The organism is Actinomycetospora sp. NBC_00405, from assembly GCF_036044095.1.
Taxonomy (GTDB): Bacteria; Actinomycetota; Actinomycetes; order Mycobacteriales; family Pseudonocardiaceae; genus Actinomycetospora; species Actinomycetospora callitridis.
In genome coordinates this window covers 3,730,167-3,742,577 of record NZ_CP107938.1, presented here as the reverse complement: position 1 = coordinate 3,742,577, position 12,411 = coordinate 3,730,167, and the positions used below count along the sequence as shown (strand labels likewise).

Here is a 12,411-nt window from a genome sequence, read left to right as displayed (position 1 = left end):
GCGCGGTGGGCGGTCGGGAACCGTTCGACGACGGCTACGCGACGGTGTTCGCGGCCGCCGCGGTCGGTGTCCTGGTCTGCCTGCTGGGCCTCGGGCTGCAGGTCGGGGCCGCGGTGCTCGCCCGGCACGGCGCCGAGACGGCGGCGGACCTCGCCGCGCTGGCCGCCGCCCGCGAGGCCGTGCGCGGGGCCGATGTGGCCTGCGCACGGGCCACCGAGGTCGCCGCCGGCAACGGTGCGCGGCTCGTGGCGTGCTCCGTCGAGGGCTGGACCGTGATCGTCGTCACGGCGAGATCGTGCGGGTGCATGCCGAGCGTGGCCGGCGACGCCTCGGGACGCGCCCGGGCGGGCCCGGTGGCGTCCGGCGGCACCCCGGTCGGAGTCCTGGCGGTGTCCGCTGCGTAGCCGGGACGGGACGAGCGGAGGGCGGTCCCGGCTGAGCGGCGACCCTGCCGGGCGTTCGAGCAGGGTCACCCAGCTCAGCGTGCGCTCGCCCGCTGAGCGGGGCCGAGGGTGACGCTCGGCGTGTGATCACGGCCGATGGGCGATGACGGGTGGCGCCGTCACGTGCGCATGCCGTTACTGGGAACAGCACACCGGGAGCAGGAACACCGGGGCACAGGAGGAACCGATGCAGTGGTGGGACAGCTACCGCGCCGTGTACGGCACGGAGCTCCGCGCTGAGGCCATGGTGCTCGCCGACCACGGCTGGGCCGTCGTACCCGGCACCTTCCCGCAGGGCGAGGTGTGGAGCGGCTGCGCCGACGCGCCGCAGGCCGGTCCGTGCCCGGTCCTCGACGAGTGGGCGCTGCGGGCGTCCACCGACTGCGGACAGATCGCCGAGTGGTGGTCGGGCCTGCCGTACTCGATCCTCCTGCCCACCGGGCTGACCTTCGACGTCCTCGAGGTCCCCGCCACCGTCGGTCGCCGCGCCGCCGCCGTCCTCCGGGCGCTCGGGGTGCCGGTGCCGATCGCGGCGACGCCCACCGGCGAGTGGCTGTTCCCGGTCGGCGCGGGCGAGCCGCTGCGCCCCGACCTCGCCGAGCGCGGCGGCATCTCGCTGCACGGGCGCGGCAGCTGGTTCGCCGCGCCGCCGTCGACGTACCCGCAGGGCTCCGTGCACTGGCGGGTCCGCCCGTCGGCGTGCGGCTGGAACCTCCCCGACCCGTTCCGCGTCCAGGACGCGCTGGCCGAGGCCGTCGCGCAGCGTCCGGCCGTCGCCGGCGGCGGGTCGACCTACCGCCTCGCCACCGTCGCGACCGGGGTCCGTTCCTAGAGCCCCGACGCGACACCCACCACAACTCCACACTCGGGTCCCCTCGGGGCGACGCCGGATCAGCGAGGCCCACCTGATGAGGGCCGCGCCCGCCGCCCCACCCGGATCCCGTGGCCGACGCGCCGGTGCACCCGCCGCGACCGGCCCGCGGTCCGGGCCAGGGAGGACCCCGCGGCGGTGGACCGCCCGCGACGAGACCGTCGCGCGGTCCACCGCCGCCACATACCGCGCCGCAGGCCGGGTCGATGAGCTCCCCGGCCTGCGGCGTGACATACCTCGCCGCGGGTCGGGACGGCCCCGTAACCCCCGACCCGCGGCGGAGCCCACTCCCGCAGGCGCGGGACCCGCTCAGCCCTCCGCGAGCCGGGTCAGCACCACATCGAGCACGACGACCGCGCCGGCCTTGTCGAGCGGGTCGTTGCCGTTCCCGCACTTGGGTGACTGCACGCAGGACGGGCAGCCCGAGGGGCACTCGCAGTCGGCGATCGCGGCCCGGGTCGCGGTGAGCCACTCCCGTAGGGCCTCGTGGCCCCGGTCGGCGAAGCCCGCGCCGCCGGGGTGGCCGTCGTGGACGAACACCGTGGGTCGGCCGGTGTCGGGGTGCAGGGCGGTCGAGACGCCGCCGATGTCCCAGCGGTCGCAGGTCGCGACGAGCGGGAGCAGCCCGATCGCCGCGTGCTCGGCCGCGTGCAGGGCACCCGGCCAGCGCGACGGCTCCAGGCCTGCCCGTAGGAGCGCGTCCTCGGTGAGCGTGTACCAGACCGCCCGGGTGCGCAGGCTGCGCTCGGGCATGTCCAGCGGCGTCGAGTCGAGGACGCGCCCGGACGGGAGTTTCCGCAGGTAGCCGACCACCTGCTCGCTGACCTCGACCGAGCCCAGGCACACCTGCAGGTCCCCGTGCGGGGCGCACCGCTCGGTCTCGATCACGGTGATGTCGATGACGGTCCGGGCCTGGGTCGTCCACTCCGGGTCCTCGGCGTGCAGGTGGGCGAGGCCGTCGTCGAGGTCGAGGGAGTCGACGACGTAGCTCTCGCCCTGGTGCAGGTGCACGGCGCCGGGGTGGACGGTCGCGGGGGCGGTCCCGGGGTCGACGGTGCCGAGCATGCGCCCGGTGTCGGACTCGACGAGGACGACCTGCTCGCCGCCGCTGCCCCGGATGTCGACGCCCGCGTGCGGGCGGTCGGTGGGGTGTGACCAGAACCAGCCGCCGCGCCGGCGCCGCAGCAGGCCCTCGGCGACGAGGTCGTCGACCACCGCCAGGGCGGCGTCTCCACCCAGAGAGGCGACGTCCTCCCGCGTCAACGGGATCTCCGACGCCGCGCAGGCCAGGTGGGGCGCGAGCACGTAGGGGTTGGTGGGGTCGAGCACGCAGCGCTCCAGGGGCGCGCCGAGCATCGCCTCCGGGTGGTGCACGAGGTAGGTGTCGAGGGGGTCGTCGCGGGCGACGAGCACCACGAGCGCGTCGTCGCCCGACCGCCCCGCGCGCCCCGCCTGCTGCCAGAACGACGCCCGCGTGCCCGGGAACCCGGCGACCACCACCGCGTCCAGCCCGGCGATGTCCACCCCGAGCTCGAGGGCGTTCGTCGTCGCCACCCCCCGCAACGACCCGCTCAGCAGCGCCTGCTCCAGGGCCCGGCGCTCCTCGGGCAGGTAGCCCGCCCGGTACGCCGCCACCTGCGAGGCCAGCTCCTCGTCGATCTCCGCGAGCACCCGGCGGGCGCCGAGCGCCGTCAGCTCCGCCCCGCGCCGCGAGCGCACGAAGGCGAGCGACCGCGCGCCCTCCACGACGAGGTCGGCCAGCATCCGCGCCGTCTCCGCCCCCGCCGACCGCCGGACCGGGGCGCCGTTCTCGCCGGTGACCTCCTCCAGCAGCGGCGGCTCCCACAACGCGACCGCCCGAGCACCGCGCGGGGAGCCGTCGTCCGTGACTTCCGCCACGTCCAGCCCGGTGAGCACCGACGCCGAGACGGCCGGCTCGGACACCGTCGCCGACGCGAGCACGAACGTCGGGTGCGCGCCGTAGCGCGCGCACACCCGCCGCAGGCGCCGCATCAGCAGCGCGACGTGCGAGCCGAACAGGCCGCGGTAGGTGTGGCACTCGTCGATGACGACGTAGCGCAGGCGGCGCAGGAAGGTCGTCCAACGCCCGTGGCGCGGCAGGATCCCGCGGTGGAGCATGTCCGGATTCGTGAACACCCAGTTCGCGTGCTGGCGCACCCAGTCGCGTTCCGGGAGCGGGGTGTCGCCGTCGTAGGACGCCGCGCGGACGCCGTCGACGCGGAGCTCCGCGACGGTGCGCAGCTGGTCCGCGCCCAGCGCCTTGGTCGGCGAGAGGTAGAGCGCGGTGGCCCGTGGATCGGCGTTCAGCCTGGTCAGGACGGGTAGCTGGTAGGCCAGCGACTTCCCCGACGCCGTGCCGGTGGCGACGACGACGTGCTCGCCGACGTGCGCCCGGTCGGCGGCGGCGGCCTGGTGGCTCCAGGGGCGCGCGATGCCGCGGGCGAGGAACGGCGCGCGGACGTCCTCGGGCACCCAGTCCGGCCAGCCCTGCGTGACGCCCTCGCGGGCGGGCACGAGCTCGGCGTGGGTCAGCGGGCTCTCGCCCGCGGGCGTCCCGGCGAGCACCCGACGCAACAGCACGGAGCCCCGACTCCGACCGTCGAGCACCGCGGCGGGAGCTCCGAGCACCCGTCCGCCGTCCACGTCCGTCGAGCCTGGCACAGGTCCTCCCGTCGCTGCTCTCGTTCGTGAAAGACGTACACCTCACAGCTCGTCGGGGAACTGCTGTGCGTGCGGGTGAAGGCCACCTCCTACACTGCGGCACCTGTCCACCACCCGCCGTGCCGGGTCGTGACTGTGATCATCACGCGCCGCAGCCGCCGCGAGGCCTGGCCCGGCGCGTCGTGTTTGTAGGTGCCAACCGGGAGGCTGGATGCAAGCGTCCGTCCTCGCCGCGGGGATCACGTTCTCCGCCGGCGACAACATCGTGGTCATCGTGGTGGCGGCCGTCGCCGTCATCGCGCTGGCCATCGGCTTCGTCCTGCGCAGGCAGGTGCTGGCCGCCGACGAGGGCACGCAGGGAATGCGTGACATCGGCAAGGCGGTCCAGGAGGGCGCGAGCGCCTTCCTCACCCGCCAGTTCAAGACGCTCGCTCCGTTCATCATCGTCGTCTTCCTGGTGCTCTTCGCGCTCCCGGCCAACAGCACCGGTGAGCTGATCGGGCGCTCGGTGGCCTTCGTGGTCGGCGCGCTGTTCTCCATGTCGATCGGCGCGCTGGGCATGAACCTGGCGACGCAGGCCAACATCCGCGTCGCCGCGGCGGCCAACGAGCCGGGCGGGCGCGACAAGGGCGCGAAGATCGCGTTCCGCACCGGCGGCGTGGTCGGCATGGCCACCGTCGGCCTCGGGCTCTTCGGTGCCTCGGTCGTCGTGCTCCTCTACGTCGAGGAGGCCCCGCGCGTGCTCGAGGGCTTCGGCCTCGGCGCGGCCCTGCTCGCCATGTTCATGCGTGTCGGCGGCGGCATCTTCACCAAGGCCGCCGACGTCGGCGCCGACCTCGTCGGCAAGGTCGAGCAGAACATCCCCGAGGACGACCCCCGCAACGCGGCGACGATCGCCGACAACGTGGGCGACAACGTCGGTGACTGCGCCGGCATGGCCGCGGACCTCTTCGAGTCCTACGCCGTGATGCTGGTGGCCGCGCTGATCCTGGGCTCGGTCGCGTTCGGCACGCTGGGCCTGACCTACCCGCTGATCATCCCGGCGATCGGTGTCATCACCGCGATCATCGGCGTGTTCATCACCCGCACCCGTGAGGGCGAGAACGCGCTGCGGGCGATCAACCGCAGCTTCTACGTGTCCGCGGTCATCTCCATCGTGCTCTGCACGATCGCCGCGTTCACCTACCTGCCGTCGAGCTTCACCGAGCTGCCCGGCGTCGACGCCGCCCGTATCGGCGACCTCGCCGCGGCCGGCAACCCGCAGATCATTGCGTTCGCCGCCGTCGCCATCGGCATCGTGCTCGCGATCATCATCCTGTCGCTGACGGGCTACTACACCGGCACCGAGACCCAGCCGGTCAAGGACGTCGGCACGAGCTCGCTCACCGGTGCGGCGACGGTCATCCTCGCCGGCATCTCCGTGGGCTTCGAGTCCGCCGTGTACACCGCGCTGGTCATCGGTGCGGCCGTCTACGGCGCGTTCCTGCTCTCGGGCTCGGTGTTCGTCGCGCTGTTCGCCGTCGCCCTCGCGGGCACCGGCCTCCTCACCACGGTCGGCGTCATCGTCGCCATGGACACCTTCGGACCGGTCTCGGACAACGCGCAGGGCATCGCCGAGATGTCCGGCGACGTGACCGGCCCCGGTGCCGACATCCTGACCGAGCTCGACGCGGTCGGGAACACCACCAAGGCGATCACCAAGGGCATCGCGATCGCCACGGCGGTGCTCGCCGCCACGGCGCTGTTCGGGTCGTACAACGACGCGATCACCCAGGCCTACTCCGAGGCCGGGCAGGCGCTGAGCGACATCTACAACGTGACCGCCCCGAACGTCCTCGTCGGCGTGATCATCGGTGCGGCCGTGGTGTTCATGTTCTCCGGCCTCGCGGTCAACGCCGTGTCCCGCGCCGCGGGGGCGGTGGTGTACGAGGTGCGCCGCCAGTTCCGCGAGAACCCCGGGATCATGGACTACTCCGTGCGTCCCGAGTACGGCCGCGTGGTCGACATGTGCACGAGGGACGCGCTGCGCGAGCTCGCCACCCCGGGCCTGCTCGCGATCCTCGCCCCGATCGCCGTCGGCTTCGGCCTCGGCGTCGGCCCGCTCGCGGGCTACCTCGGCGGCGCGATCGCGGCCGGCACGCTGATGGCGGTGTTCCTGGCCAACTCCGGTGGTGCCTGGGACAACGCCAAGAAGCTGGTCGAGGACGGCAACCACGGCGGCAAGGGATCCGACGCCCACGAGGCGACGATCATCGGCGACACCGTCGGTGACCCGTTCAAGGACACCGCCGGCCCGTCGATCAACCCGCTGATCAAGGTCATGAACCTGGTCTCGGTGCTGATCGCCCCGGCCGTCGTCGCCCTGTCGGTCGGCGTGGACGCCAACCCGGCGATCCGCATCACGATCGCGGTCGTCGCCCTGCTGGGCATCGTGGTCGCGATCTACGTGTCGAAGCGCCGCTCGACCGCGATCGCCGACTCCAACACGGACGCCCCGGCGACCGCCCAGGCCTGACGGCCACAGCTGTACCGAGCGAAGGGCACCTTCGGCCGATCTAGTCGGCCGAAGGTGCCCTTCGCTCGTTCCCGGGACGGGTCGGTCACCAGGGCACGAGGCCGTCCCTCTCGACGAAGCGGCCCGAGGGAGACGTGGTGTCGAGGGCGGCCGCGACGATCGCGTCAGTGCCCTCCTCGACGGTCTGGGTGCCCTGGTGGTCGTTCAGGTCGGTCGCGGTGAAGCCCGGGTTGACGACGGTGACGAGGACGTCGGTCATCGTCCTGGCGTACATCACCGAGATCATGTTCAGCGCCGCCTTGGACGACGGGTAGGCGAGGTACGGGTGGTTCTCCCACCGCCAGTCGCTCATGTCGGCCAGCGACCCGAGGCTCGACGAGACCATGACGAGCCGTGGCCGCTCGGCGCGCCGCAGCAGCGGCAGGAACGCCCCGGTGACACGGACGGGGCCGAAGACGTTCGTCTCGTAGGCCTCGCGCAGGACGTCGGCGCCGGCCTCGGCGGGCTCGACCATCTCGCCGACGATCGCGGCGTTGTTGACCAGGACGTCGAGGCTGCCGACCTGGTCCTCGACCTCCTTGACGGCGGCGGCCACCGATGCGTCGTCGGCGACGTCGAGGGTGAGGGGGCGGATGTCGAGGCCAGGCTCCAGGGTCTCCGCCAGGCGTCCGGGCTCGCGGCACCCGGCGAGGACGGTCCAGCCCTGGGCGGCGAGGCGGCGGGCGGTCACGACGCCCAGCCCGCGCGACGCTCCGGTGATCAGTGCGGTGCTCATGGCGCCCACGCTGCGCCCGCGCCGGCCTGCCCTCCAGGGACGGCGGACCCGGGGACCCGCGGTACCAGGCTCCGCGGCCCGCGACGGAGCAGAGTGGGGTCATGAGCCGCGGTGACCACGCCGAACTGGCCGCGGCGCTGCGCCAGTGGCGCGAGCGCCTGACGCCCGCGGACACCGGGCTGCCCGCCGGCCCGCGACGGCGCACGCCCGGGCTGCGTCGCGAGGAGGTGGCGCGACTCGCGGGCGTCTCCGTCGACTACGTGGTGCGCCTGGAGCAGGCGCGCGGCCCGCACCCGTCGGAGTCGGTGCTCGGGGCCCTGGCCCGGGCGCTGCGGCTGTCGGCCCCGGAGACGGCCCACCTCTTCGACCTCGCCGGGGTCGAGCGTCCCGGCGCGGGCCACGTCGTCGACACCGTCCGGCCCAGCGTGCTGCGCCTGCTCGACCGCATGGCCGACCTGCCCGCCATGCTCGTCGACGCCCGCAGCACGCTCCTGGCCTGGAACCCGCTGGTCGAGGCCCTCTACGGAGATCTGTCCGCGATCCCCCGCGACCGGCGCAACATGCTCTGGATGCGTTTCGGGCCGGCGGGCGGCGAGGGTCGCTCGCTCGTGGTGGACGAGGACGGGACGCGCGAGCGCCTCGACCGGCTCTCGGTGGCGCAGGCCCGGGCGGCGCTCGGGCGCTACCCCGGCGACACGATCCTGCGCGGGATCGTCGACGAGCTCCTGCGGACCAGCCCCCTGTTCGCCGACCTGTGGGCGCTGCGCCCGGTCGAGGACCGCCGCGTCGACCGCAAGAGCTTCGACGTCCCCGGCGTCGGCCGGATCACCCTCGACTGCGACTCCCTGGACGTCCCGGGCGACGACCAGCGCCTCGTCGTCTACTCCGCCGCGCCGCGCACCCGGGACGCCGAACTGCTCGACCTCCTGCGCGTGGTGGGGTTGCAGACCGTCTGATCCGGGTGTCGGTCCCCCCGTCCGTTCGAACGCATGTTCTAGGCTCCGCGGGCGTGGGGCAGCTGTCGTTCTGGTCGGCGGACGCCCGTCCGCGCGCCCTGGGCGATCTCGAGGGTCTGCTCTGCGGGCCGGGGCGGGCGGAGCTCTTCGGCCGCGGGTCCCTGGCGCGCCTCATCGTGGTCCTGGGCCCGCCGCCGAAGCAGGAGCCGGAGGAGGACGAGGAGGACGAGCACGAGGCCGAGCACGAGGAGCCCGATGCAAGCCCTGCGTCCACGCTGGCACTCAACGCCAGAAACGCCGCATCGTCGCCGGCGCGACACGCCGAGCCTGCGGCCCCCGGGACCGAGGACGACGACCCCGCCCCCGCCGTGGACCTCGACGACCTTGCCTTCCTCGACCTCGACCCTGACGAGCTCGCCGCCCGCCTGGGGCAGGCGCCGGCTCCCAGGTCCCGCGAACCCGATCCCGAGCCGCGAGAAAGCGGACTTCCTGGCGTTGAGTGCAAGCGAGGACGCAGGGCTTGCACCGACCCACCCGACCCCGCCCTGACCTGGCGCGCCCACGCCGTGCGCTGCGCCCTCCGGGCCCGGGGGGTGCCGGCCGAGATCGGGCGCACCGAGGACGGCCGCCCCGAGGTCCGCACGGCCTTCCGGGCCGACCTCGTCGACCTCGCCCGGGCGTGGACGGCCGGGGACGGAATGAAGAAGGTGCCGGCGGAGTTCGAGCTGGACGGGCCGCGGTTGCGCCTGTGGGTGCTCGCGGCCGGGGTGCACGACGGCCGGGCGTACACGCTCGGACTCGACCCCGAGGACCGTGGCACCGACGGTGACCTGCTCACGGCGAGTCGTCACCTGGGTCTGGGCGCGTCGCTCCATCCGCCGGCCCTCCGGATCGTCGGCGCCCGCCGGCAGCGGCGTCTGGGCGAGCTCGTGGGGCGTCCACCCGGCGATCTGATCGACGGCGTCTGGCCGGTGTGAGGCCCGCGACACTCCGCCTCGGCGGTCCGATCAGGCCGCTGTGCAGGGGTGATCGGTGTCCGGACCACGCCGTCCCCACCCGGGTGCGGACGTGATGCGACCGGTCGCACCCGGAAGCACATTGACGGTGAGGCACACTGGCGGCGGGTGGCGTCCCGCCACACGAACGACGAGACGAGGCATGTCCGTGGCAGCGAAGGGCTCGACGACGGCACGCAGCGCGACCACCGAGACCGTCGACACCACCGAGGTGGAGTCGACGGGACGGTCCGGCGCGCGCGCGACGTCGAGCACGAAGTCCGGCGGCAAGGGCTCCGGCGGCGGCCGGAAGACGGGCCGCGGGGGTGCGACCCCGGCCGGGGACGGCGGACGCCGTCTGGTGATCGTCGAGTCGCCCGCGAAGGCCCGCAAGATCGCCGACTACCTCGGCTCGCGATACATCGTCGAGTCCAGCCGCGGCCACATCCGCGACCTGCCGCGCGGCGCCGCCGACGTCCCCGCCAAGTACAAGGGCGAGTCGTGGGCCCGCCTGGGCGTGGACGTTGACCACGACTTCGAGCCCCTCTACGTGGTCTCCCCGGACAAGAAGTCCACGGTCTCCGAGCTCAAGGAGGCCCTCAAGGAGGTCGACGAGCTCTACCTCGCGACGGACGGCGACCGCGAGGGCGAGGCCATCGCCTGGCACCTCCTCGAGACGCTCAAGCCGAAGGTCCCGGTCCGCCGGATGGTGTTCCACGAGATCACCGAGTCGGCCATCCAGGCCGCCGCCGCGAACCCGCGCGACCTCGACCAGGACCTCGTCGACGCGCAGGAGACCCGCCGCATCCTCGACCGGCTCTACGGCTACGAGGTCAGCCCCGTGCTGTGGAAGAAGGTCATGCCGAAGCTCTCGGCGGGCCGCGTGCAGTCGGTGGCCACCCGCGTCATCGTCGAGCGCGAGCGAGAGCGCATGGCGTTCGTGTCCGCCGGCTACTGGGGCATCGACGCGCAGCTGCGGGCGACCGAGAAGAAGGACGAGCAGGCCCCGCGCAGCTTCAAGGCCGCGCTGACGTCGATCGACGGTGCCCGCGTGGCCACCGGCCGTGACTTCGACTCGCTCGGGCAGCTCAAGAACAGCGACGTCAAGCGGCTCGACGAGGGCGACGCCCGCCGGCTCGCGGAGGCCCTCGCCGACCGCGACTACACGGTCTCGTCGGTCGAGGAGAAGCCCTACACGCGCAAGCCCTACGCGCCGTTCATGACGTCCACGCTCCAGCAGGAGGGTGGCCGCAAGCTGCGGTTCTCGGCCGAGCGGACGATGCGCACCGCGCAGCGGCTGTACGAGAACGGCTACATCACCTACATGCGTACGGACTCCACGACGCTGTCGGAGACCGCGATCAACGCCGCGCGTACCCAGGCCCGCGACCTCTACGGCGACGAGAACGTCGCGGAGAAGCCGCGCCAGTACACGCGCAAGGTGAAGAACGCGCAGGAGGCGCACGAGGCGATCCGTCCCGCCGGGGACTCCTTCCGGACCCCCGGGCAGGTCGCGAACGAGCTCTCCGGCGACGAGTTCCGGCTCTACGAGCTGGTCTGGCAGCGCACCATCGCGAGCCAGATGCGCGACGCCCGCGGTACGACGATGAGCGTGCGGATCACCGGCACCGCCGCCACCGGCGAGGAGTGCACCTTCTCCGCGTCCGGGCGCACCATCACGTTCCCCGGCTTCCTGCGCGCCTACGTCGAGACCGTCGACGAGGAGGCCGGCGGCGAGGCCGACGACGCCGAGAGCCGGCTGCCGCGCCTGGCCGAGGGCGACGGCTGCGCCGCGGAGTCGCTGGACCCCGAGGGCCACAGCACCAACCCGCCCGCGCGCTACACCGAGGCGAGCCTGGTCAAGACGCTCGAGGAGCGCGGCATCGGCCGCCCCTCGACCTACGCGTCGATCATCAACACGATCCAGGAGCGCGGATACGTCTGGAAGAAGGGCGGCGCCCTCGTCCCGAGCTGGATCGCCTTCGCGGTCATCGGGCTGATGGAGGTCCACTTCGGCCGCCTGGTCGACTACGACTTCACCGCCGCGCTCGAGGACGAGCTGGACGGCATCGCCGCGGGCACCACCCAGCGCGAGACGTGGCTGTCGCACTTCTACTTCGGCGCCAACGGCAACGGCGCCCACGGCAACGGCGCCAACGGCAGCGCGAACGGGCACGGCAGCGGCGTCGAGGCCGCGATGTCGCAGGCCGGCGGCCTGAAGAAGCTCGTGGGCGACAAGCTCGAGGGCATCGACGCGCGCCAGGTCAACTCGCTGCGCATGTTCGCCGACGACCAGGGCCGCGACGTCGTCGTGCGCGTCGGTCGCTACGGGCCCTACCTCGAGCGGACGATCACCGAGGACGGTGAGGAGAAGTCGCAGCGGGCGAACCTGCCCGACGACCTCCCGCCCGACGAGCTCGACCTCGCGCTCGCCGAGCAGCTGTTCTCGACCCCGCAGGAGGGCCGCTCGCTGGGCACCGACCCGGAGTCGGGCCACGAGATCCTGGCGAAGGAGGGCCGCTTCGGTCCCTACGTCACGGAGACCCTGCCCGAGGGCGCCAAGGAGAAGCCGCGCACCGGCTCGCTCTTCAAGTCGATGACGCTCTCGGAGATCACGCTCGACGACGCGCTGAAGCTGCTGAGCCTGCCGCGGGTGGTCGGCACCGACCCGGAGTCCGGCGTCGAGATCACCGCGCAGAACGGGCGCTACGGGCCGTACATCAAGAAGGACAAGGACTCCCGCTCGCTCGACAGCGAGGAGAAGCTCTTCACGGTCACCCTCGAGGAGGCCCAGAAGATCTTCGCGCAGCCGAAGCAGCGTGGCCGGGCCGCCGCCAAGCCGCCGCTCAAGGAGCTCGGCACGGACCCGGCCTCGGGCGAGCCGATGGTGGTCAAGGACGGTCGCTTCGGGCCGTACGTCACCGACGGCCTCGGGGTGAACGCCTCGCTACGCAAGGGCGACGCGGTCGAGTCGCTGACCGACGAGCGGGCCGCGGAGCTGCTCGCCGAGAAGCGCGCCAAGGACGGGATCAAGCCGGGCGCCAAGAAGGCGCCGGCGAAGAAGGCCCCGGCCAAGTCGGCCACGACCAAGTCAGCGGCCAAGACCACGACAAAGAAGGCGCCCGCCAAGAAGGCGCCGACGAAGAAGAGCGGCACGCCGAGCCGCTGAGGGCC

At 73.3% G+C, this 12,411-nt stretch carries 8 protein-coding genes; 6 read left to right on the top strand and 2 right to left on the bottom strand.

Going from position 1 to position 12,411, the window contains the following annotated elements; genetic code table 11:
* Nucleotides 1-5: 5 nt before the first annotated feature.
* Both OG774_RS18460 and OG774_RS18455 read left to right on the top strand, forming a co-directional pair.
* Nucleotides 6-404, top strand: coding sequence for an Rv3654c family TadE-like protein (locus OG774_RS18460; protein ID WP_328303082.1), 399 nt, complete (start codon nucleotides 6-8; stop codon nucleotides 402-404).
* Between the two features lie 226 nt (nucleotides 405-630).
* Nucleotides 631-1,275, top strand: a complete 645-nt coding sequence (locus OG774_RS18455) for a bifunctional DNA primase/polymerase (RefSeq protein WP_328303080.1) — start codon at nucleotides 631-633, stop codon at nucleotides 1,273-1,275.
* Nucleotides 1,276-1,623: 348 nt separating this feature from the next.
* Here OG774_RS18455 and OG774_RS18450 read toward each other — a convergent pair whose 3' ends face one another.
* Nucleotides 1,624-3,978: a DEAD/DEAH box helicase gene (locus OG774_RS18450; RefSeq protein ID WP_442873888.1), complete on the bottom strand. Its 2,355-nt coding sequence runs from the start codon at nucleotides 3,976-3,978 to the stop codon at nucleotides 1,624-1,626.
* A gap of 229 nt (nucleotides 3,979-4,207) precedes the next feature.
* On the opposite strand from OG774_RS18450, the gene OG774_RS18445 reads away from it, so the two are divergent.
* Nucleotides 4,208-6,511: a sodium-translocating pyrophosphatase gene (locus OG774_RS18445; RefSeq protein WP_328303078.1), complete on the top strand. Its 2,304-nt coding sequence runs from the start codon at nucleotides 4,208-4,210 to the stop codon at nucleotides 6,509-6,511.
* A gap of 85 nt (nucleotides 6,512-6,596) precedes the next feature.
* Here the strand turns inward: OG774_RS18445 and OG774_RS18440 are convergent, their stop codons facing one another.
* On the bottom strand, nucleotides 6,597-7,286 hold the full coding sequence (locus OG774_RS18440; RefSeq protein WP_328303076.1) for an SDR family NAD(P)-dependent oxidoreductase: 690 nt from the start codon (nucleotides 7,284-7,286) through the stop codon (nucleotides 6,597-6,599).
* Nucleotides 7,287-7,387: 101 nt separating this feature from the next.
* Here OG774_RS18440 and OG774_RS18435 point away from each other — a divergent pair, with 101 nt between their 5' ends.
* The 3 genes from OG774_RS18435 (at nucleotide 7,388) to topA (ending at nucleotide 12,406) form a co-directional block, all read left to right on the top strand.
* Entirely contained in the window at nucleotides 7,388-8,242 is an 855-nt protein-coding gene (locus OG774_RS18435) for a helix-turn-helix transcriptional regulator (RefSeq protein WP_328303074.1), read from the top strand.
* A gap of 53 nt (nucleotides 8,243-8,295) precedes the next feature.
* Nucleotides 8,296-9,219 carry a hypothetical protein gene (locus tag OG774_RS18430; protein ID WP_328303072.1) on the top strand — a complete coding sequence of 308 codons (924 nt, stop codon included), beginning with the start codon at nucleotides 8,296-8,298 and terminating at the stop codon, nucleotides 9,217-9,219.
* Nucleotides 9,220-9,595: 376 nt separating this feature from the next.
* Nucleotides 9,596-12,406: a type I DNA topoisomerase gene (gene topA, locus OG774_RS18425; RefSeq protein WP_328311016.1), complete on the top strand. Its 2,811-nt coding sequence runs from the start codon at nucleotides 9,596-9,598 to the stop codon at nucleotides 12,404-12,406.
* Nucleotides 12,407-12,411: the final 5 nt, after the last annotated feature.